Source organism: Gordonia hankookensis, from assembly GCF_014673215.1.
Classification (GTDB): domain Bacteria; phylum Actinomycetota; class Actinomycetes; order Mycobacteriales; family Mycobacteriaceae; genus Gordonia; species Gordonia hankookensis.
On record NZ_JACWMS010000003.1, the window covers coordinates 721,266 to 743,446 of the forward strand.

The following is a 22,181-nucleotide window of genomic DNA, read 5'->3' on the forward strand; positions in this document are numbered from 1 at the left end:
CTCGTCAGCGGTTGACGACGGTCTTCGGCTGGAGGTAGGGCAGGTCGTCGGGGGCCAGTGGGAACTCGACGTCACCGAAGGGTGACAGGGCCCCGGACAGGCCGGCCGCGAACTCGGACACAGCGTGCGCGCTGTCGCCCTCTCCGTCTTTCGGCCAGCCGTTGTCGACGTACTTCTTCTTCTCAGCCACGGGGTCATTGTGCCATGTGGCCTCGACGGCCGTCCCGCCGAAACCGCGGTCGGGAGCCCGCTCAGTAGAATCGACCGAATGAGTGCGGATGACCAGGGCGTCAGCCTGGCCGATGACCTGGCGTTGCGCAGCGACGACGAGATCATCGATCTGCTCACCGCCCGCCCGGATCTCGCGTCCCCACCTCCTGCGGGCACAGGTGTGCTGGCCTCACGGGCATTGTCGGCGGCCTCATCGGCGTTGGCAGGCGAGGATCTCGACCTGCTCGCGGTGGCCGTGCTCGAGCAGGCGATCGCGCTGGGGCTCGAGACCACCGGCACGATTCCCGCACCGACCACCGTCGCATCGATCGTCGCCGCACTCGCCGGCCAGGCCGACAACCACGAGATCCTCGATCGGATCGATCGGTTGCGCCTGCGCGCCCTGCTCTGGGGGCCCGACGACGCCCTGCTGACCGGAGCGCATGCCCCGGCCGCCCTGCCGTGGCGAGGCCACCATCTGACCGGACCACTCGCACGCCAGAAGCCCGAGGATCTGCGCGCCACCGTCGACGCTCTCGATGAGCGCGAGCGCAACCTACTCGAAACCCTGTCCCGCGGGCCCGCACTGGGCCGTAGCCGCGACGCCGCACCGGACGCCGATCCGGACTCGCCGGTCGCCCGGCTCCTCACGGCCGGTCTCCTCGCGCGCATCGACGACCAGACGGTCGAGTTGCCCCCGATGATCGGTCAGCTGCTGCGCGGTGAGCCCCCACTGCGCACCGACGATCTCGCGGCCCCCGCCCTGCACGACGAGTCGGCCAAGCGCCGGTTCTCCCCCAGCGCCGTCGAGGCGGCCGCGGGCGGCGAGGCGCTGGAGCTCATCCGCCACGCCACCGCGGTCATCCGGGCACTCGGCGCGACGCCTGCGGCGGTACTGCGATCGGGCGCGCTGGGAGTTCGTGAACTGCGGCGCCTGGCCAAGGTGACCGGCCTCGAACAGCAGCGGCTCGCATTCATCGTCGAACTGCTCGCCTACCTACGCCTGATCGATGCCGGGTTCCCCGAGCCCCCGCCGGCATCCGATTCCGGCGAGCACGCCTTCGCCCCCACCACGGCCGCCGACACCTGGCTGCACCAGGCACCCGACCGGCAGTGGTGGGCGTTGCTGGGCGCCTGGCTCGAGATGCCCCGGCGTGCGTGGCAGATCGGCGAACCCGATCGCGATGGCAACGCCCTCCCGGCGTTGTCGGGGGAGCTCCACGACGCCTACGCGCCGATCGCGCGACACGAGATGCTCTCGACGTTGAGCAAGGCCGGACGCGCCATGCCGGTGACCACCGACGCACTCGCCGCGGCCGTGCACTGGCAGCATCCACGCCAGATCCGCAGGTACTCACGGCACGTTGTCGGAGAGACTCTGCGCGAGGCGCGCGAACTGGGGGTGGTCGCCCATGGATCGCTGACCGCGGTGGGTCGGGCGGCCATCACCGGTAACCACGACGACGTCGAGTCGTCGGTGCTCACCGCGATGCGGGCGGCGTTGCCGGAGCCCGTCGACCACTTCCTCGCCCAGGCCGACCTCACGCTGACGGTCCCCGGACCCATGACCGCCGATCTGGCCGAACAGGTGGAACTCGTGGCCGACCTCGAGTCCGGTGGTGCGGCGTCGGTCTATCGCGTCTCCGAGGCCAGCGTGCGGCGCGCTCTCGACGCGGGCCGCAGCAGCAGTGAACTGTTGACCCTGTTCACCGGGCATTCGCGCACCCCGGTACCCCAGTCGTTGACCTATCTGATCGAGGACGTCGCACGCAAGCACGGGCAGCTGCGGGTGGGCGTCGCATCGGCCTTCGTGCGCTGCGAGGACCCCACCACCCTGGCCGCGGTGCTGCGCAGCGACGCCGCCGATCACCTGGCGTTACGTGCGCTGGCCCCGACTGTCGCCGTGTCACAGGCCGATGTCCGAGAGGTGATCGACCGTCTCCGCGCCGCCGGTTTCGCCCCGGCCGGCGAGGATTCCACCGGCACCGTCGTCGACCTGCGTGAACGCGGCAGCCGGGTCACCGTCGCCCGTCAACGCCGGCAGCCCCAGCCGCGCCGGCCCGTGCCGTCGCCGGATCAGTTGCGGACCGTCGTCGCCCGGATGCGTTCCCAGGACCGGGCCGCGACGGCCCGTCCCGCAAACCGTGCGACGTCGGCGACACCGGTCCGGGCGAGCGGTGGCGGTGAATCGGCGACCGCTCTGATCCAGCTCGCGCTGCGGGTGAACCGGCGGCTGCGAGTGGACTACGTCGACGCGCACGGATCGGCGAGCAGGCATGTGGTGACGCCACGAACCCTCGGGGCCGGACAGCTCGTCGCCGTCGACTCGGGCACCGACGACGAGCAGCATTTTTCCCTGCACCGGATCACCAGCGTCGAGCTCATCGAGAACTGAGGGCCGTCGGAACGACCGCATTCTGACAAGAGTTGCGCCGATCTGGACAATGGACGGGGTGACCGATGGACCCCTGATCGTGCAATCCGACAAAACCCTGCTGCTCGAGGTCGACCACCCCGACGCGGCGGCGGCCCGTGCGGCGATCGCGCCGTTCGCCGAGCTCGAACGTGCCCCCGAACATGTGCACACCTATCGGGTGACTCCGCTCGCCCTGTGGAACGCGCGTGCCGCAGGCCACGATGCCGAGCAGGTGGTCGACGCACTCGTCAGCCACTCCCGCTACGCGGTCCCCCAGCCGCTGCTGATGGACGTGGTCGACACGATGGGTCGGTTCGGCCGCCTGCAGCTGGTCAAACACCCGGCCCACGGTCTGACCCTGGTCAGCCTCGATCGCGCCGTGCTCGAAGAGATCATGCGCAACAAGAAGATCGCGCCGATGCTCGGCACCCGCCTCGACGACGACACGGTGGTCGTGCACCCGTCCGAGCGGGGCCGACTCAAGCAGGTCCTGCTGAAGGTGGGCTGGCCGGCCGAGGATCTCGCCGGATACGTCGACGGCGAGGCGCACCACATCGAACTCGATCAGGACGACTGGCATCTGCGCGACTACCAGGAACTGGCCGCCGACTCGTTCTGGGCGGGCGGATCGGGTGTCGTGGTGCTGCCCTGCGGCGCGGGCAAGACGATGGTCGGCGCGGCCGCCATGGCCAAAGCCGGTGCCACCACGCTGATCCTGGTGACCAACACGGTCGCCGGGCGTCAGTGGAAACGAGAACTCGTGGCCCGCACCTCACTCACCGAGGAAGAGATCGGCGAATACTCCGGAGAACGCAAGGAAGTCCGGCCGGTCACCATTGCCACCTATCAGGTGATGACCCGGAAGTCGAAGGGAGAGTACAAGAATCTCGACCTCTTCGACTCTCGCGACTGGGGCCTGATCATCTACGACGAGGTGCACCTGCTGCCCGCGCCGGTGTTCCGGATGACGGCCGACCTGCAGTCACGGCGCCGACTCGGCCTGACCGCGACCCTCGTCCGTGAGGACGGGCGCGAGGGTGACGTCTTCAGTCTCATCGGCCCGAAACGCTATGACGCACCGTGGAAGGACATCGAAGCCCAGGGCTGGATCGCGCCCGCCGACTGTGTCGAGGTGCGGGTGACCCTCACCGACGAGGAGCGCATGCAGTACGCGGTCGCCGAGGCCGAGGAGAAGTACAAACTCTGCTCCACCGCGCACACCAAGGTTAATGTGGTGAAGTCGATCCTGGCCCGGCACAAGGATTCTCCGACGCTGGTCATCGGCGCCTACATCGATCAGCTGGAGGAGCTGGGCCGCGAGCTCGACGCGCCGGTGGTCCAGGGTTCCACCAAGAACAAGGAACGTGAGGTCCTGTTCGACCAGTTCCGCAAGGGTGAGATCCGGACCTTGGTGGTCTCCAAGGTCGCCAACTTCTCGATCGATCTCCCGGAGGCGTCCGTCGCGGTCCAGGTCTCCGGCACGTTCGGTTCCCGCCAGGAGGAGGCGCAGCGGCTCGGCCGCCTCTTGCGGCCGAAACGTGATGGCGGACAGGCACACTTCTACTCGGTGGTCTCCCGCGACACCCTCGACGCCGACTATGCGGCGCATCGGCAGCGGTTTCTCGCCGAGCAGGGTTACGCCTACCGGATCACCGACGCTGATGATCTGCTGGGTCCCGCCATCGGCGAGGAATCGACGGGCTGACCGGCCGGTGACTCAGGTCGGTTCGGCGAGGCAGTAGCCGAGCGGCTTGGGCAGCGCGAAGTAGACGGACAGTTGATCACTGGAGCATGACGGCTGTCCGTTGCTCCGCTGATCCACACGAACGATCTCGGTGCCTGCCGCCTTGGTGGCCCCGCATGCGAGTTCCTTGTAGTCCGACAGCGACGCACTCGGCATCCCGCCGAGCGGGATCTGGTAGCACTTGCCCTGCACCAGGTTCGGCGCCAGGCACAACTGCTCGCCGGTTTCCTCACCGTCGCGCATCCAGTAGAGGCGGGAATAGTCCTCGCTGGGGCACGTCGCGCCGGTGACCTTCTGCGCCACGTAGAAGGTGAACTTGCTCGTCGAGGAGCAGTCCATCTTGCGCGCATGCACGTCAGTTCCCTGGCCACTGCCGGTGACCGAGACACAGTCACCCACCGCGACGTCGTCGGTGCCGGACACCGAATCGCGGGAGATGAAGCCGACCACCCCGATGATCGCCATCAGGAGCACGGCCACGATCCCGACGACCCACCACAACCGCTTGCTCGACCGCTTGGGCGGCGGTGCCGCATACGGATACGGGCCGGGATAGGGCTGGCCGCCGGGAAGCGCCCCTGGATACGGCTGCGCACCGGGATAGGGCTGCTGCCCGGGGTACGCCTGCGCACCCGGGTACGGCTGCCCACCCGGATAAGCCTGCGCACCCGGGTACGGCTGCCCACCCGGATAAGCCTGCGCACCCGGGTACGGCTGCGCACCCGGGTACGGCTGCGCACCGGGATACGGCTGAACACCCGGGTACGGCTGCCCGCCGAAGTACGGCTGCTCCCCCGGATACGGCTGCGCACCTGGGTACTGTTCGCCGCCCGGTGGCTGTTGCGCTCCAGCCGAGCCATCGCCACTGCCCTGGGGTTGCCGGGGATCCGCGTCCTGCGGCCCCTGTGGTGAATCCGGGTTCGGCGGTACGGGCGGGGTGGTCATAGTCGCAGATCGTACCGCCGCCCGCGACGGCCGTGGCGATGCCGTCTGCACGCACGACCCTCGGTGTGTCAGCCTTGATCCGTGCGCACCGTTTCCCGCCTCCGCCCCTTCGGCACGACGATCTTCGCCGAGATGTCCGCGCTCGCGGTCGAACACGATGCGGTCAACCTCGGTCAGGGCTTTCCCGACACCGACGGGCCCCAGTCGATGCTCGCGGGCGCGCAACGCGCCATCGCCGAGGGCCACAACCAGTACCCGCCCGGGATCGGCGTGCCCGAACTCCGATATGCGGTGGCCCGCCACCAGCGGCGACATTACGGACTGGACTACGACCCCGACTCAGAGGTGCTGATCACGGTCGGCGCAACCGAGGCGATCGCCGGAGCGGTGGTCGGACTCGTCGAGCCCGGCCGCGAGGTGGTGATGGTGGAGCCGTACTACGACTCGTATGCCGCCACCGTCGCGATGGCCGGCGGCATCCGCCGCACCGTTCCCCTGATCGCCGACGGCGACGGCTTCCGCCTGGACCGGGCCAGGCTGTCCGACGCGTTCGGCCCCGCCACGGCGATCATCCTGGTGAACTCACCACACAACCCCACCGGAACGGTCCTCTCCGACGACGATCTCGCCGAGATCGCACGGCTGTGCGTCGAACACGACGTGGTCGCGGTGACCGACGAGGTCTACGAGCACCTGCTCTTCGACGACCGCGTCCATCGACCACTCGCCACCTTCCCCGGCATGCGTGAGCGAACCCTGCGGATCTCGAGCGCCGCGAAGACCTTCAACTGCACTGGCTGGAAAGTCGGGTGGGTCAGCGGTCCTGCCCAGCTCGTCGCAGCGGCCCGCTCGGCCAAGCAGTTCATGTCCTATGTGGGTTCCGGACCGTTCCAGCCCGCCGTGGCCTCCGCCCTCGACGACGAGATGGACTGGGTGCACGACTCAGCACAACGACTGGCCTCGGCACGAGATCTGTTGTCGAATGCACTCCGCGACACCGGATTCGGCGTCCACCGAAGCGAGGCAGGCTACTTCGTATGTGCCGATCCACGACCGCTCGGCTTCGACGACGGCGTCTCGTTCTGCCGCATGTTGCCCGAGCGGATCGGGGTCGCGGCCGTACCGGTCAGCGCATTCGTCGACGACGTCGGCCCCTGGCGACACCTCGTCCGATTCGCGTTCTGCAAGCGTGAGGACGTCATCGCCGAAGCCGCGCAACGACTTCGGCAGCTCTAGCGGGTGCCGTCAGCGCAGCGCAGGCATCACCTCGTCGACGAACAGGTCGAAGCTGCTGCGATCGTGCGCGATGTCGGGAAAATAGAAGATCCCATACGACATCCCCAGGTCGGCCAGCGCCGACAAGTTCTCGACCACCTGCTCCGGCGTCCCGACGGCCGGCATGCCGCGGTAGGCAGCCATGGTCGCCGCGGCAGCCTCGGGATGGACGAACCGCGCCAGCCGCTGCTCGAGGGCGTCGAGCCGACGCTCCACCTCGGCATCCGTCTCGGCGATCACGACGTTGTAATTCGCCGAACGCACGATGGATTCGTAGTCGCGCCCCAGGTCGGCGCAGTGTTGTTGTAGCACAGACGATTTGTGCGCGAATCCGTCGACTGTCCCGTCGAAGTTCGTGTAGTCGGCGTACTGGGCGGCGATCCTCAGGGTCTTCCGCTCGCCACCGCCCGCGATCCACAACGGGAGGCGGCCCGCCGTCGGCCGGGGTGCGCAGATCGCGTCGTCGACCTGGTAATGCACGCCGTCGAGACTCGCACGCCCGGTCTCCCAGGCCTGCTTCATGATCGCCACTCCCTCGTCGAGCCGAGCGAGTCGCTCACCAGCGGACGGGAAGCCATAGCCGTACGCACGCCACTCCTGCTCGTACCACCCGGCGCCGATTCCCATCTGCACCCGCCCGCCCGAGATGAGGTCCGCGGTGGCCGCCACCTTCGCCAGGTACATGGGATTCCGATAGCTCATCGCCGTGCACATCTGCCCGATATCGACGCGGGAGGTGGTGGCTGCGAAAGCCGACACCAGGCTCCACGCCTCGTGGGTGGCCTCGTCGGTCGGCATCGGGACCGTGTGGAAGTGGTCGTACACCCAGATCGAATCCCATTCCGTCCCTTCGGCGGTCGCGGCCAGCGACGACATCACCGACCAGTGGTCGGCCGGCGCGATGCCGGTGAGATCGAGACGCCAACCCTGTGGAATGAACAGTCCGAATCGCATGGCCCCACGCTACCCGGGACGGCCGGGCGTCGGTGCCGTCGGCGGGCACTAGACTCGATGTATGCCCGACCCGAACGGAGTCGGCGACAGCTAGGAGATCGACGACGATGGGCAGGGTCCGCAGCGAGCGGGTCACCACAACGCGCACCCGAATCATGTCGACTGCCGAGCGACTCTTCGCCGAGCAGGGTGTTTCGACGGTCTCCAATCGCCAGATCAGCGAGGCCGCAGGCCAGGGCAACAACTACGCCGTCGGATACCACTTCGGCGGTCGGCTCGAACTGGTCCGGGCCATCCTCGAACATCACAACGCCGCGATCGAACCGCTGCGGCACATCATGGTCGATGCACTCGGACCGGACGTCGAGATTCGCGACTGGATCGGCTGTCTCGTCGCGCCGCAGACCGACTACCTGGGTTCACTCGGGACGCCCACCTATTTCGCCCGCTTCTGTGCGCAGATCACCATCGACCCGAAGTTCGGGACACTGCTCTACGATCAGGCGGTCGCATCCAGTGGACTGATGGCCGTTCTCACCGGCCTGTACTCGTCGCTGCCGGCGATTCCCGACGCCGTTCTCGAATCACGAGACACCATGGCGCGCAACATGATCCTGCTGACCCTGGCCGACCATGAGCGGTCTCGTGCCGCCGGCGAGGCGACCGGGTCGTGGTCGGACGTCGGCCACCAGCTCATCGATGCGCTCGTCGGCATCTGGCTGGCGCCGGTGACCCACACGCCCGAATGACAGGCGACCGCGCAGGGGGCGCCGAACCGACGAGGACCCCCACATCCCCGGAAGCCCGACACCCCCTGACACGGTCCCCCGACTGCGACCCCGGAGCCCCCCGGCCCCCGGGGTCCGACCCATTCAACCATCATTCAGTCACCTGACTCAACATGCCGGGCGAGTTTTCTCGCCGAACGGCGACGACGTCGCCTCAGCGTCGTGCGGAGACGGCCAGCAGCGCACCGGACTCGGTACCGACGACCAGCAGGTCCGGGCGTCCCGGCCGCTGCGCGATGGCGGTGACCGGCCGGCCGACGCCGGCAACGCAGACGCTGCGGTTCGGCAGATCGACGGTGGCGATCTGGCCCGTGGTCATCGTGACCGCCAACGTGCGATCGTCGAGCGCGACCAGATCGTCGAGCACCCCCGGGACGGGCCGGGTCACGTCGGCGGCGACCGACACCGCGCCCGGATCGCCGATCGGCACTCGCAGGATCCGTCCCGTGAGACTCATCGTCAATGTCACGTACAGGTTGGCGCCGAGGACGACGATCCCGTTGGTGCTCGTGCCGTTCACGGTAGGCGACAGCGCGAGATTCTTCGGCGCCCGACGGGACCATGACGTGTCGATGACTCCGCGACGGTCGATGCGCAGGACACCGAGGTTGCCGTCGGCGACATAGAGAAAACCGGCGTCGTCGAAGTCCATTCCGTTCGGCATACCCAGGCCTGTCGCAAAAACCTCTGCGGCGGGACGAGGCCGCGATGGATCCAGCCGGACGATCGTGCCCAGGCGCGGTGATCCCGGAATCATGTTGAGTGTGGTGTCACCGGAGGCGATGTAGAGCAGGCCGTCGGGTCCGGTCCGAATGGCACCGGGAGCGACGACATGCACTGCCGCGGTGCGATGTCCGGCAGGATCGAAGCGTTCGACCGTGTTGTCGAGCACCCTCGACACCCAGAGGTTGCCACGGTCGTCGAAGGTCAGGTTCTCGGCCCAGCCCGTGAGACTCGGCGACTCGGCCGCGGTGGTGACCGACACCGCGGGACAACGGGGAGCCGCGGTGGCCTGTGCCCCCACCGACAAGGGCACGATTCCGGCGACCACCGCCACCACCACAGCGACGACACGAATCCGGCCCGCTGTGATCATCGGATCTCCCCTCGTCCCCGCGGCAGCCGGCGCCGCGCCAACCCTGCGCAGGTCAGAGGCTATCCGACTCGGGGTCCACCGGACAGGCACACGAGGATGCACGCCCCGGAAAGACAAAAAAGCAGTCTGGACTGTTTCTTGAAATCCCGCTACGCTCCACCACCATGACCGAGCAGCCCCCACCGGCGACGCGCACCCAGGCCCAGCGCACTGCCGCCACCCAGGCGAAAGTGCTCGACGCAACCGTCGATGCTCTCGTCGAGCTCGGATACGCCGGGACGACGACCCAGGAGGTCAACCGCCGCGCCGGGGTGTCCCGCGGCGCCCTGCTGCACCACTTCCCCACCCGCGAGGCGCTCGTCGTCGCCGCGGTCTCACACCTCGTGGATCGTCGGCTCGTCGAGCTCCTGACTCGTCCCCGCACCGGTCACGAGGACATCGAGATCATCGTCGAGGCGTTCAGTGGTCCGCTGTTCGACGCGGCACTGGAGCTCTGGGTGGCCGCGCGCACCGACCACGGGCTCCGCGAGGCGATGATCCCCCTCGAGCAGCGGGTCACCGACGCACTGGCGGCCGGGTGCGCCGACCTGTTCGGCGACCGATACACCCCCGCCGAACTCGAGCTCACCGTGGAACTCGCACGTGGACTTGCAGTTTCCCGAATTCTCCGAACCGCCGACGCCGACCGTGCCCTCGTCACCCGGCTGCTCCCAGTGTGGAAGGAACTCCTCGACCGCCATGACTGAACGCCCCGAACGCCCCGAACGCCCCGAACCGACCGAAGACGTCGACGTCCTGGTCGTCGGAACCGGATTCGGCGGCCTCGCCGCCGTCCATCGCCTCCGCACAGACCATCCGCGGCTCACCATCAGGGTCATCGAGCGCGCCGCCGGTCCCGGCGGGGTCTGGCGCGACAACGACTATCCGGGTGCGGCCTGCGACGTGCCGACCTCCCTGTACTCGCTGTCCTTCGCCGACAACCCGGAGTGGTCGCACACCTACGGCCGGCAGCACGAGATCCGCCGCTACCTCGAGGCCGTCGCCCGCGACCATGCCGACGTCATCCGGTACAACTGCCCGCTCACGGCGGCGGCCTGGGACGACGACACCGCGCACTGGATCGCGGAGACCGGACTCGGCACGATCCGCGCGCGGCACCTCGTGGCCGCCTCCGGCGCGCTCTCCGAGCCGGGTGTCCCCGATCTGCCCGGGTCGGATCGGTTCGGCGGGACGATGTTCCACACAGCACGGTGGCGTCACGATCACGACCTCACCGGCCGCCACGTCGCCATCGTCGGCACCGGAGCCTCCGCGGTCCAGGTGGTTCCCGAGATCGTCGACCGGGTCGCGCACCTCACCGTCTTCCAGCGCACGCCCGCGTGGGTCGTCCCGCGGATGGACCGGACCATCGGCCCCGTCGAACGGGGCGCCTACCGCACTCTGCCGATCAGCCATACCCTGGTGCGTCGGCTCACCTATCTCTATCGGGAGGCCTACGTGGTGATGATGGCCCGCCGGCCACGGCTGCTCCCGGTGGCCACCGCACTCGCGAAGGCGCACCTGCGCCGCCAGGTCCGCGACCGTGGCCTGCGACGACGACTGACCCCCGACTACACCATCGGGTGCAAACGGATGCTGCTGACCAACAAGTGGTTTCCGGCGTTGCAACGTGACAACGTGACACTGACCGGAGCGATCTCCCGACTCGCCGACGGGGCGGCGATCGATGCCGACGGGACCGAACACCCGGTCGACACCGTCATCTTCGCCACCGGCTTCACACCCACCACGCCGCCGATCGCCAGGATCCTCCGGGGCCGCGACGGCCGGACACTCGCCGAGGACTGGGCTGGTTCACCGAGCGCCTATCGCGGCGTCTCGGTGCACGGCTTCCCGAATCTCCACCTGATGTACGGACCGAACACGAACCTGGGACACAGTTCCATCGTGCTCATGCTCGAACCACAGGCCTACTACATCTCCGCCGTGCTCGAACACCTTCGTACGCAGGGCCGTTCGGTCGTCGAGGTGACCGGAGACGCCCAGCGACGCTACGCCGCCCGAATGGACGGCGAACTCGCAGGCACTGTGTGGAACTCCGGCGGCTGTTCGAGCTGGTACATGGATTCCTCGGGACGCAACTCGGTGATGTGGCCGACGTTCACCAAGGACTACCGAAAGATGATGTCGCAGTTCGACCCGACCGATCACCTGATCACCGGCACCGGCACCGGCGCAACAGCCGCCGACATCACGCCGAGCTTCCCGGACACCGTGGGCGTCGTTCGATGATCGGCCGTCGCGCCGAAGACGCATCCACCACCGATTTCGACGTCATCGTGATCGGCTCCGGCTTCGGCGGCTCGGTCGCCGCGCTCCGGCTGTCCGAGAAGGGCTACCGCGTCGGCGTCCTCGAGGCAGGCAGACGGTTTGCCGACGACGAACTCCCCGCGACGAGTTGGCGGCTCCACGACTACCTCTGGGCACCGCTCCTCGGATGTTATGGCGTGCAACGCATGCACCTTCTCCGCGACGTCCTGGTCATGGCCGGCGCGGGTGTCGGGGGCGGCTCGCTCAACTACGCGAACACGCTCTACCGGCCACCCGCGGCGTTCTTCGACGATCCGCATTGGGGTGACATCACCGACTGGGCGGACGAACTGGGACCGTTCTACGACCAGGCCGAACGGATGCTCGGCGCCACCACATACCCGCACGTCACACCCTCCGACAACGTGATGCGTGAGGTCGCAGCGGAATTCGGCGTCGAGGAGACCTTCGTCCCGACGCCGGTCGGCGTGTTCTTCGGGGAATCCGGGATCACCACCGAGGACCCGTTCTTCGGTGGTGCGGGTCCGGCACGCACCGGCTGCACCGAGTGCGGAGCATGTATGACCGGCTGCCGCGTCGGGGCGAAGAACACCCTGGTGAAGAACTATCTGTATCTCGCCGAACAAGCGGGCGCACAGATCATCCCGATGACCTCGGTGCATGCCGTCAGGCCCAGCGCCGAGGGCGGCTACACCGTCAGTGCCCATCGCACCGGACGCCGTCGCCGGGTACGCACCTACAGCGCGGACCAGGTGGTCTTCGCGGCCGGTACCTACGGAACGAACAAACTTCTCCTGTCGATGAAACAGTCCGCAGAACTCGCCTGCCTGTCGGATCGTCTCGGCCAGGTCGTCCGCACCAACTCGGAGGCCGTGCTGGCCGCGACGGCACGCGACCGCACCATCGACTACACCCAGGGCGTGGCGATCACCTCCTCGTTCCACCCGAATGCGCACACCCATATCGAGCCGGTGCGATACGGCAAGGGCAGCAACCTGATCGGCCTCCTACAGGCCGTACTCGTGGATGGTGGCGGACGTGTCCCGCGCGTGGTCAAGGCGATCGGGGCGATGCTCGCCGACCCGGCCGCCGCCCTCCGGTCGTTGTCGGTGCGGCATTGGTCGGAGCGCACGATCATCGCATTGGTGATGCAGACCGCCGACAACTCGATCGAACTGTTCGCCAGGCGGGGGCGACTCGGTCCGCGTCTGCGCAGCCGGCCCGGCGCCGGGGACCCGCCGCCGCGGTGGATCCCCGAGGGACATCGGGCCGTCCGATCGGTCGCCAGGCGTATCGACGGCGATGCCGGCGGCTCCGTCGTCGATCTCCTGAACATCCCGATGACAGCGCACTTCCTCGGTGGCTGTGCCATCGGGGCGGACTCGCAGACCGGTGTCGTCGACGCCTATCACCGGGTGTTCGGCCACCCGGGGCTGCACATCGTGGACGGTTCGACGGTCTCGGCCAACCTCGGCGTCAACCCGTCGCTCACCATCACCGCCGCAGCCGAACGGGCATTGGCCATGTGGCCCAATCGCGGTGAACAGGACCACCGCCCCGAACCGGGATGCGGCTACCAGCCGGTGGAACCGGTGGAGCCGAGCCACCCGGCCGTCCCGTCCGGCGCACCGGGCGCTCTGCGCCTCCCGAGACGCCTACCCATCAGTCCCGTCCGTCATCACGCCTGAGCACGCGAATCCCAGGAGCATCAGAATGTGGAGTGTCGTCGAGTCCCGCACCGATCGTGATCTCTGGCCGGTGAGCCCACCGGCGCCGTGGCCTGCGTCGGTCCGTGCCACCCTCTGGTGGCACCGGGCCACCGACGACGCCCGGTCGCTGGCGATCTCCGACGCAACGACCATCCCGGTCACGATGGGGATGATGATCGACTATCTCGATTCGCCGGTCGGACCGTATCGCGAAGTCCTCGCCAGCCCGGTGCTGCTGGCGCCGAGCCGGCGGCTCGGACCTCTTCCGCGGCTGCATGTCCCGTTCATAGCGGTGGATTCGGAGACCTCTGTCCACGGCGGCCGTTCCCACTGGATGCTGCCCAAGGTGATGGCCGCGTTCACCGGATCGGTGACATCGGAGATGGTCGCCAACGGAGCTGACTGGTCGGTGCACGTCATCGCGCGCTCGCTACCGGTGACACTGCCCATCGCCGGTGCGCTGGGCTTCGCGCAGCCGATCAGCCGGGCGGGCGGACCGGTCGACTTCCTCCGCGCCACGGCGTCACTCGCCGGGACCTTCCGACCCGCGCGCGTCGACGTCGTCCTCACCGGACCGACGCTCCCCACCTGGCTGAAAGCGGGTACGCATCAGGGCATCACGATCACCCGCGGCCGGATGTCGACCGGCCGCGGGCGTCGCTGCTGAGGCTTGGCCCGTCGTCAGAAGTACTGCGCGCCACCGTCGATCGAGATGTGTTCGGCCGTGATGAACTTCGACTCGTCCGAGGCGAGGAACGCGACCACATTGGCGATCTCGTCGGCCTCGGCGACGAACTGGTTCAGGAAGGTCATACCCATCCCGGCCAGTCGCGGGTTGGCCGCGTTGGTCTCCTCGATCCGGGCGACCATCTGACCCGACCCCATCGGCGTGGCGACCGCTCCGGGATGGATGCTGTTCACCCGGACGTTGTGGTTCCCCAATTCGGCGGCGAAAGCCCTCGTCATCCCCACCAGCGCGTGTTTGCTCGTGGTGTAGTGGACCATGAAGGGCTGCATCTTCTTTCCGGCAAACGAGCTGGTCAGGATGATCGAGCCGCCACCTCGCTCGATCAGGTGAGGTGCGGTTGCGGTCACCGTGTTCCACGCGCCGATCACGTTGATGTCCATGGTGTCGCGGAAGCTGGTGGGGGTCACCTCGTCCCATGTCTCCGGGATGCAGATACCCGCGTTCGCCACCGCGATGTCGAGGCCACCGAACGCGGCGACACCGTCGTCGACAGCGGCCTTCAACTCGTCGAGGTCCCGCACGTCACAGCGGACGAGATGCGCTTTCGATCCCTGTTCCTCGACGAGCCGGCCGGTCTCGTCGAGGTCCGCCTGGGTCGCCGGGTCGTACGGCACGCCGGGCAGCGGTCCCGCGATGTCGACACCGACGATCTGCGCGCCCTCGCCCGCCAGCCGAACCGCATGGGCGCGCCCCTGGCCCCGGGCGACCCCCGTGATGAAAGCGACCTTGTTGTCGAGACGTCCCATGGCAGAACTCCTTTCGTGACGCGGCGACCCCATGCCACCGCTGTCGAAGCAGATGTGATGAGTGCGCGCCCTAGAGAGGCAGGCCCTGTTCCAGCAGGTCGATGGCCTCCAGCAGTCCTCGCAGGAGCTCATCGTCGGCCAGGTCGTCGGACTGGGCGAAGTGGAACATCACCCCGCCGGCCGCGGCGATGAACACCCGCAGCCGGAAGTCGTCGACGGTCCTGCCGGTGTACTCCGCGAAGAAGTCCGTCGCCTCGGAGATCGCCCGGTCGGATTCGATCTGATAGGCGGTGCGCAGGACCGGTTCGGCCTGGATCAGACGCATCCGTTCGGTGTTGCTGGCCCAATCGTCGGTGGAACCGATCTGGAACAGATCGGTCACCAGCCGGCGCAGGAGGTCGAAATGCCCGAGACCCGGGGGAATCGCCGCGGTCGCCGCCGCCCTGGCCTCCTCGAGGTCGTCGGAGATGACCACTTGTTCTTTCGATGCGAAATACCGGAAGAAGGTGGTGTGGGAGACCTCGGCCTCACGGGCGATCTGTTCGACGGTGGTCTGGGTGTAACCGTGCTCGGCAAAGAGCCCCATCGCCGCCTCGCGGATCGCCTTGCGGGTGCGGATCTTGTTCTTCTCCCGCAGCCCGATGCGACGCCCCGGACTGATGCCCGGGGCCGTCGTCGGTGTGGCCATGCTCCCGACCTCCTCGAATCAGCTCGCCGAACCCACTGGCTCACGTGGTGTGGCCTCGGCGTCGGAGTCCGTCAGTCCACGGTCGCGGACGGCACCGCCCTCGATGTCGAAGTTCACCACGAGTCGATCCAACCATCTCGGGAGGCCCCAGGCGCGATCTCCGAGCAATGCGATGATCGCCGGCACGACCATCATCCGAATGATGAAGGCGTCGAAGGCAACCGCGACCGCGAGTGCGAACCCGATCATTTTGGATGTCGTGTCCGGGGACAGCATGAACGCGGCGAACACACTGATCATGATGATGGCCGCGGAGGTCACCACCCGCGCACCATGCCGATAGCCCGCGATGATGGCGTCCTTCGCCGACATCCCGTGGATGTACTCCTCACGCATACGCGTCACGAGGAACACCTGATAGTCCATGGCAAGGCCGAAGACCACCCCGATCAGGAAGATCGGCAGGAACGACAGGATGGGCTGGGTGTGGCTGATGAGCCCGAAGTTGCCTTCCTGGAAGATCGCCACCGTCACGCCGAACGTCGCCAGCACCGAGAAGATGAAGCCGACGGTGCCGATCAACGGGACCCAGATCGATCGGAAGACCGCGATCATGATCAGGAACGCCAGGCCGACCACCACCACGAGGTACGGGATCAGGGCCTTGTCGAGCTTGGCCGACAGATCGGACATGATGGCCGTCTGCCCACCGACGTGGAGTTGGGCACCCGCGGTCTCCACGACCGGCGTGTAGTCGCGGATGTGTTCCATCAGGTCGTGGGTGGCCGCATCCGACGGTGCACTCGTCGGCGTCACCGAGATGAGTGCGGTGTTCGCGCCCACCTGAGGTTGCGTCGCGCCGTTGCCCATCCAGGTCAGGGTGTTGGTGTTGGCGACGTCGGGGAGCGTCTTGATGTGCTCGACGGTCTGCGCGGCGGCCGCGGTGACGTCACCGTTCTCGGTGTGCACCACCACCAGCAGCGGACCGTTGATGCCCTCACCGAAGCCGCGCTGCAGCAGCGATTGTGCCGCCGCCTCGTCGTCGGTGGTCATCGACATCCCCAACTCGAGTTTCGTGGCCGGGATCGCGGCCAGCACGAGGACGGCCAGGCCCGCGATGATGAACGGCAACGGGCGCTTCACGACGGTCCGGCCGAACTTCACGCCGACGGTCTCGGAGTTCTCCGACGGCTCGGCATGTTTGATCCACGGGATGCGTGGTGCGAATGCGAACCGTCCGACGGCGCCGAGCAATGCCGGGATCAGGGTCAGCGCGGCGAGGACCGCCACCGCGACAGCGACCGCCGCACCCATACCCATCTGGGTGATCAGCGGGATACCGACGACCATCAGTGCCACCACCGCGATGATCACGGTGAGCCCGGCGAACACGACCGCCGACCCGGCCGTGCCGACTGCTCTGCCCGCGGCATCGGCGGCACTTCCACCGCGCTTTCGTTCACTGCGATAGCGCGACACGATGAACAGGGCGTAGTCGATCGAGACGGCGATGCCGAGCATGGTGACGATACCGGTGGCCGTCTGATTGATGCTCATGAACTTGGCCCCGAGCGTGAGCAGCATGATGGTGATCATCACGCCGACCACTCCGGTGACGAGCGGGATGAATGCGGCGACGAGCGCACCGAAGGCGACGATCATCACCACGAAGGCCACCGCGAAACCGATCAGTTCTGCCGTGCCGCCCGCTTCCTGCACCTGCATCAGGGAGCCGGTCGCCTCCACGCGCAGCCCGCCACCGCGGTGATCGGCGAGGATCTCTTTGAGTTGGTCCTTCTGGTCGACCGTGAGGTCCATCATCTCGATGTTCTGCCGGACCTGGATCAGGCCGACCTTGCCGTCGTCGCCGAGGACGGATGAGGCGAGCGCCGGTTGCGCCTCGGCCACCGTGGTCGGGTTGACGACGGTCTTGCCGTCGGTCAGCTCGGGCAGCTTGTGCAGATCGGCGACCAGCGCATCGATCTGCGACGAGTGCGCCGACAGTCCGTCGTCGGCGGCCACCAGCACACTGGTCGATGCCTGCGACTGCTGTTTCATCACATCGGGGAAGTACTTCTCCACCTGCGACGTCGCGGTTCCCGAATCGGTACCGGGCAGGCTGAAGTCCTTCGCGAACTTCGGGCTCAACGCGCCGACGAGACCGGCGACGGTCACGGCAGCGAGCAACCACACCGCGATCACCCACCACTTGTGCCGGAAGGAGAACCTCCCGACTCGGAACAACAACGACGCCATGGTCTTCCCTTCGCACGAGCCGAACAAACGGAAGGCACCAAAAGTGTTAGTGACTTCCACTTGTTACTAGATACCGAAAGATTCGGCGGTTCGCCACCACGAAATGGACATTTGTGTCGGACCCCTCGCCACCACACGGCTGCGATGCACATCATCGAACACATGTTCGTATGGTGCGGTAGCCTATTGGGCATGACCGCGGGCATCCAGCGTTCGCTCTTCGATCAGCAGTGCGACCAGACGAGTATCGGAGATCTCGACGCGACCACTCGCCGCACGCTCACCGACGGCGCGTGGGTCGATCTCCGACCGGGCTGGATCGCCGGCTCCGACCTGCTCTTCGACGCGCTACGTGAGAAGGCCGACTGGCGCACCGAACGCCGACGGATGTACGACCGCGTCGTCGATGTCCCGCGTCTCGTCGCGACCTACCTCGAGGCGGCGGCATTCCCCGATCCCCTGCTCCGCGAAGCACGTGAGCGGCTGTCGCGGCACTATCGCGACGAACTGCCCGAGGGGTTCGCGACCGCGGGACTGTGTCTGTATCGCGACGGCTCCGACAGCGTCGCGTGGCACGGCGACCGGATAGGCCGCGGGTCCGCCGAGGACACGATGGTGGCCATCGTCTCCCTCGGCTCCCCGCGTCCGCTGATGTTGCGGCCCCGCGGCGGCGGATCGTCGGTGCGGTTCGTGGTCGGGCCCGGAGATCTGCTGGTGATGGGTGGGAGCTGTCAGCGGACGTGGGAACACGCGGTGCCGAAATCGCCGGGCGTCGGTCCCCGGATCAGCGTGCAGTTCCGCCCGCCGGGCGTCTGGTAGCGGCGGGATCCGACAGACCAGACATCGATCCAACCCGATGGCCATCCCATCCTGGTCGGGTGGTTGAATCGGGGGCGTTGTCACCGCCCCGGGGCCAGAGCCGAAAAGAGAATCATGATCCGACAATGTGCCGCCGTCGCCATTCTGGCCGCCGCCGCGATGGCCACCGCCGCTCCGGCAACGGCCGGTCCACTGGACACTCTCTTCGGCAGCGCGGGCGCGGGGAGTTCGGGATCGGGCAGTTCCGATCTCCTGGATGCCGGCAGCTCCGCTCTCGGGTCGTCGAGCTCGAAGCCGCAGCACTTCGGCAAGTTGGGCCGCCCCGATGCGACCAATGGCGTGAAGTCCATCAACGTATGGGCGTATGCACCCAAGACACAGGCGATCTCACCGGGCGTGTACCCGAAGAACGCACAGCTCGGCGTGCGGTGGAACTCGACCATCGACGCCGGTCCGGTGGTCGACGGCAACCAGTGCCGGATGGAGGTGCGCCTGTCGGGGCCGAAGGTCCCGAAGAACGCGCAGCTGACCAAGACTCAGGACTGCACCTCGGCGAAGACGTTCCTCCTCCGGGCTCCGGGCTCCTACTCGATCAGCGTCACCGACACCATCTCCGGAGCCTCGAACTCCATCGAGTTCGACGTCCAGTAGCCCGGCGCCGGCACACCGCCGTCAGATCGGGAAACCGACGTCTGTCAGCTTCTCCGAGGTCGTCCACAGACCACCGCGGACGGCCTTGTCGTCGGCGCGCTTGTTGTAGCCGGAGATCCCGGGGGCTCCGCGACTGCCGAACATCTGGGTGGGCCCGTAGAAGGTGCCGTTCGTGGCATCGGGGGACGTCGCGGCGTACAACGACGGCAGCGCCCCGGCAGCGGCCGACTGCGCGAAGATCTTGTTCGACGCGTTCATGAACACGTCCTCGACGGTCCCCGACTTGCCTTGCAGTTCGGTTGCGGCATAACCGGGATGGGCGATCAGGGATGTCGTCGCGGAACCTGCTGCGGCAAGTCGTACGGCCAGTTCCTTGCCGAACATGAGGTTGGCCATCTTGGAGTCGCCGTACGCCCGCCAGCGGCGATAACGTCGCCTGTCCCAGTTGAGGTCCCCGAGGTCGATACGCCCCATCTGATGCATCCCCGATGACAGCGTCACGACCCGTCCGGTGATCTTCGGCAGGACCAGCGCGGTCAACGCGAAGTGGCCGAGATGATTTGTGCCCATCTGCATCTCGAAGCCCTGCGCCGTGCGACCGAGCGGGATCGCCATCACTCCCGCATTGTTGATCAGCACGTCTGCGCCGGTGAGACCGTCGGCGAAGGCACGTACCGAGTCGAGATCGGCGAGGTCGAGTCGGGCCACGGTTGCCGCGGACCCTATCTCCCGCGCCACCACATCGGCCTTCTGGGCGTTACGGCACGCGAGGATCACCTCGGCGCCCGCCGCGGCCAGCGCCTTCGCGGTCTCCGCACCAAGACCGCTGTTGGCGCCGGTGATGACCACCGTGCGTCCGGACTGATCCGGGATGTCCGATGTCGACCAACCACTCATGCTCACAACCCCCTGCTCGGCGAATGACGCGGTCCACGCTATTGACGTTGCCGATGGCCGTCAACGATCGAGAAACCCGAACGGCAGACGCATCATCCCGGTCAGTCCCACGCGCCGTGCCGGCCGGAGCAGGCCCGAGAGCACGCCACCGACGGACGGGGTCGGCGGCTCGACGATCAGCGCCGCCGGGGCGAACACCTCCGTCGGCCGCGGCCGACCGCGCAATGTCCGGCTGCCGACCGAACTCCACTCCTGCGCCTCATCTCCCGCAGCGCCGACGGCCGCATCACCGGCCAGAACCGGGACGGCGGATGTCTTCGCGAGTTCCGACAGCCGCGCGCACTCGTTGACCGGATCTCCGATGACGGTGTACTCGTAGCGCTGTTCGGCACCCACATTGCCCGCGAACGACATCCCGTAGGAGACCCCGATCCCCCACCGGACCGGCAGCTCTTCGAGCCGCACCGCCAGATCCCGCGCGGCCGCCAGCGCTTCGGCTGCCGGATCGTCGATGACGACCGGCACGCCGAACACCGCGAGTGCGGCGTCACCCTCGAATTTGTTGACGAACCCGGAATGACTGTCGACCACGTCGGCGACGATGGTGAAGAAGCTGTTCAGCAGTTTCACCGTGGCCTGCGGGTCCTGCTGGGCGGCAATCGACGTCGACCCCACGATGTCGACGAACAGCACACCGACGAGCGCGTTGGTACCGTGCATGCCGACCCCACGCTCGAGCGCGAGTTCGGCAACCGTGTCCCCGACGTGGCGGGCGAACAGTTCGCGCATGCGTTCGCGCTCGTCGAGTCCCTCCACCATCTCGTTGAAACCATGTTGCAGGACACCGAGTTCGGAGGAATCGTAGACCGCGACCTGGGCCGAGAGGTCGCCTCGCTCGACGCGTTCGACAGCTCGCCGCAGATCGACCAGCGGGTCCGCGATGGCCCGGCCGACGAGGACCATCACGCGGGCGCCCGACGCCAGGCCGACGATGGCGAGTACCACCGTGGCCCAGTCGACCGGGCCGACGGCCGGCGGCAGCATCCCCGTCCACCGCCCGATGTTGATGATGAGCAGGCCGAGCATCGGGACCGCCGAGCTCACCGCCCAGACCGCGATCATCCTCGTCTGTACGCCGTGCATCACGTGCTGTGCAGGCGCGTCCTGCAAGGCGACCACGGACAACGGCCGGGCGGCCCGCTCGGCGAACACGTAGGTGATGCAGGAACTCGAGAAGCCCGCCAGCATGAATGCCACTGCGACACCCACCACGGTCTTCTCGGTGAGCTCGTTGGCGGTGAGCACATAGGACAGGACGGCCGCGGACCACGCGACCAGGGTGGTGATCACCTGATAGCCGGGGATGCGTTGCACGGCACGACGCCTGGCCCGGTCCGCGGGACGCCCGCTGACGAACCAGCGCAGCTGCGGGCGGAACACCGAGAGTCCGAGGGCCACGTTGATGATCAGCCCGATGACGATGGCGATCACGACTGCGGGGAAGTTGGGGGCGCCGAGCGTGGTGTCGAAGTTGAGCTGGCCGCCGTTGAACGCGAGTTGCACGAGGAGGAAGGTCTCCACGCCGACGACGCAGTTCGTGATGCTGATCGCCAGAGCCGCCGCCGCAGTGGCCCACCGCGCCATCCGCGCGCGTTCGGTGGCGGTCAGGTCGGCCCAGTGCCGCGAGATCGGGGCGCTGATACGACCCCACAGCAATGAGCGCGCGTGGACTCCGCCCCACGACCCGACGGTGTCGGACCAGGGGCCGCGTGGTCGCACCATACGGCCACCTCCCTGCCCAGCGGCGTAGTGCAAGCCTACCGAACGCCGCACTTGCGCCGACCACGGAAACGGGAGCCGACGCCGCGCTCAGGTGTGGCGCGGCATCGGCTCCCGTCAGGAGTCGGC

19 protein-coding genes are annotated in these 22,181 nt (G+C 67.7%); 10 read left to right on the forward strand and 9 right to left on the reverse strand.

Annotation, left to right across the window (positions count from 1 at the left end; translation table 11 throughout):
• Positions 1–4: 4 nt before the first annotated feature.
• Complete coding sequence (locus IDF66_RS17805; RefSeq protein WP_164307170.1) at positions 5–190, reverse strand: hypothetical protein; 186 nt, start codon at positions 188–190, stop codon at positions 5–7.
• A gap of 78 nt (positions 191–268) precedes the next feature.
• Between IDF66_RS17805 and IDF66_RS17810 the strand changes: the two genes are divergently transcribed.
• Both IDF66_RS17810 and IDF66_RS17815 read left to right on the forward strand, forming a co-directional pair.
• Complete coding sequence (locus IDF66_RS17810) at positions 269–2,605, forward strand: helicase-associated domain-containing protein (RefSeq protein WP_190267961.1); 2,337 nt, start codon at positions 269–271, stop codon at positions 2,603–2,605.
• Positions 2,606–2,663: 58 nt separating this feature from the next.
• Positions 2,664–4,331: a DNA repair helicase XPB gene (locus tag IDF66_RS17815; RefSeq protein ID WP_321189335.1), complete on the forward strand. Its 1,668-nt coding sequence runs from the start codon at positions 2,664–2,666 to the stop codon at positions 4,329–4,331.
• Positions 4,332–4,343: 12 nt separating this feature from the next.
• On the opposite strand, the gene IDF66_RS17820 is transcribed toward IDF66_RS17815, so the two are convergent.
• Positions 4,344–5,315, reverse strand: a complete 972-nt coding sequence (locus IDF66_RS17820) for an LppU/SCO3897 family protein (RefSeq protein WP_190267962.1) — start codon at positions 5,313–5,315, stop codon at positions 4,344–4,346.
• A gap of 81 nt (positions 5,316–5,396) precedes the next feature.
• Here IDF66_RS17820 and IDF66_RS17825 point away from each other — a divergent pair, with 81 nt between their 5' ends.
• Complete coding sequence (locus IDF66_RS17825; protein WP_190267963.1) at positions 5,397–6,551, forward strand: pyridoxal phosphate-dependent aminotransferase; 1,155 nt, start codon at positions 5,397–5,399, stop codon at positions 6,549–6,551.
• A 9-nt stretch (positions 6,552–6,560) separates the two neighbouring features.
• Here IDF66_RS17825 and IDF66_RS17830 read toward each other — a convergent pair whose 3' ends face one another.
• Positions 6,561–7,544, reverse strand: coding sequence for an LLM class F420-dependent oxidoreductase (locus tag IDF66_RS17830; RefSeq protein WP_190267964.1), 984 nt, complete (start codon positions 7,542–7,544; stop codon positions 6,561–6,563).
• Positions 7,545–7,651: 107 nt separating this feature from the next.
• Here IDF66_RS17830 and IDF66_RS17835 point away from each other — a divergent pair, with 107 nt between their 5' ends.
• A complete protein-coding gene (locus IDF66_RS17835; RefSeq protein ID WP_164307176.1) occupies positions 7,652–8,293 on the forward strand; it encodes a TetR/AcrR family transcriptional regulator in 642 nt (213 codons plus the stop codon).
• A gap of 193 nt (positions 8,294–8,486) precedes the next feature.
• Here the strand turns inward: IDF66_RS17835 and IDF66_RS17840 are convergent, their stop codons facing one another.
• Positions 8,487–9,428: an SMP-30/gluconolactonase/LRE family protein gene (locus IDF66_RS17840; protein WP_190267965.1), complete on the reverse strand. Its 942-nt coding sequence runs from the start codon at positions 9,426–9,428 to the stop codon at positions 8,487–8,489.
• 164 nt (positions 9,429–9,592) lie between these two features.
• On the opposite strand from IDF66_RS17840, the gene IDF66_RS17845 reads away from it, so the two are divergent.
• From IDF66_RS17845 to IDF66_RS17860, 4 genes are read left to right on the forward strand one after another with little or no spacing between them, the layout of a single operon-like run.
• The gene (locus IDF66_RS17845) at positions 9,593–10,174 is read left to right on the forward strand and encodes a TetR/AcrR family transcriptional regulator (protein ID WP_190267966.1); all 582 of its coding nucleotides are present in this window, start codon (positions 9,593–9,595) and stop codon (positions 10,172–10,174) included.
• Entirely contained in the window at positions 10,167–11,720 is a 1,554-nt protein-coding gene (locus IDF66_RS17850) for a flavin-containing monooxygenase (protein ID WP_190267967.1), read from the forward strand. Before IDF66_RS17845 ends, IDF66_RS17850 begins: the two co-directional genes overlap by 8 nt.
• Entirely contained in the window at positions 11,717–13,447 is a 1,731-nt protein-coding gene (locus IDF66_RS17855) for a GMC family oxidoreductase N-terminal domain-containing protein (protein WP_190267968.1), read from the forward strand. Before IDF66_RS17850 ends, IDF66_RS17855 begins: the two co-directional genes overlap by 4 nt.
• Positions 13,448–13,472: 25 nt before the next feature.
• The gene (locus IDF66_RS17860; RefSeq protein WP_190267969.1) at positions 13,473–14,135 is read left to right on the forward strand and encodes a hypothetical protein; all 663 of its coding nucleotides are present in this window, start codon (positions 13,473–13,475) and stop codon (positions 14,133–14,135) included.
• Between the two features lie 14 nt (positions 14,136–14,149).
• Here IDF66_RS17860 and IDF66_RS17865 read toward each other — a convergent pair whose 3' ends face one another.
• From IDF66_RS17865 to IDF66_RS17875, 3 genes are all read right to left on the reverse strand, one after another.
• A complete protein-coding gene (locus IDF66_RS17865) occupies positions 14,150–14,962 on the reverse strand; it encodes a mycofactocin-coupled SDR family oxidoreductase (RefSeq protein ID WP_190267970.1) in 813 nt (270 codons plus the stop codon).
• Positions 14,963–15,032: 70 nt separating this feature from the next.
• The gene (locus IDF66_RS17870; RefSeq protein WP_190267971.1) at positions 15,033–15,650 is read right to left on the reverse strand and encodes a TetR family transcriptional regulator; all 618 of its coding nucleotides are present in this window, start codon (positions 15,648–15,650) and stop codon (positions 15,033–15,035) included.
• Between the two features lie 18 nt (positions 15,651–15,668).
• Positions 15,669–17,906 (reverse strand): MMPL family transporter, encoded by a 2,238-nt coding sequence (locus IDF66_RS17875; RefSeq protein WP_164307183.1) that lies wholly within the window; start codon positions 17,904–17,906, stop codon positions 15,669–15,671.
• 192 nt (positions 17,907–18,098) lie between these two features.
• On the opposite strand from IDF66_RS17875, the gene IDF66_RS17880 reads away from it, so the two are divergent.
• Together IDF66_RS17880 and IDF66_RS17885 are read left to right on the forward strand one after the other, a co-directional pair.
• A complete protein-coding gene (locus tag IDF66_RS17880) occupies positions 18,099–18,725 on the forward strand; it encodes an alpha-ketoglutarate-dependent dioxygenase AlkB (RefSeq protein WP_190267972.1) in 627 nt (208 codons plus the stop codon).
• A gap of 114 nt (positions 18,726–18,839) precedes the next feature.
• The gene (locus IDF66_RS17885; protein ID WP_190267973.1) at positions 18,840–19,376 is read left to right on the forward strand and encodes a hypothetical protein; all 537 of its coding nucleotides are present in this window, start codon (positions 18,840–18,842) and stop codon (positions 19,374–19,376) included.
• 21 nt (positions 19,377–19,397) lie between these two features.
• Here the strand turns inward: IDF66_RS17885 and IDF66_RS17890 are convergent, their stop codons facing one another.
• Together IDF66_RS17890 and IDF66_RS17895 are read right to left on the reverse strand one after the other, a co-directional pair.
• Positions 19,398–20,273 carry an oxidoreductase gene (locus IDF66_RS17890; RefSeq protein ID WP_164307186.1) on the reverse strand — a complete coding sequence of 292 codons (876 nt, stop codon included), beginning with the start codon at positions 20,271–20,273 and terminating at the stop codon, positions 19,398–19,400.
• A 60-nt stretch (positions 20,274–20,333) separates the two neighbouring features.
• Positions 20,334–22,055 (reverse strand): adenylate/guanylate cyclase domain-containing protein, encoded by a 1,722-nt coding sequence (locus IDF66_RS17895; protein ID WP_190267974.1) that lies wholly within the window; start codon positions 22,053–22,055, stop codon positions 20,334–20,336.
• Positions 22,056–22,181: the final 126 nt, after the last annotated feature.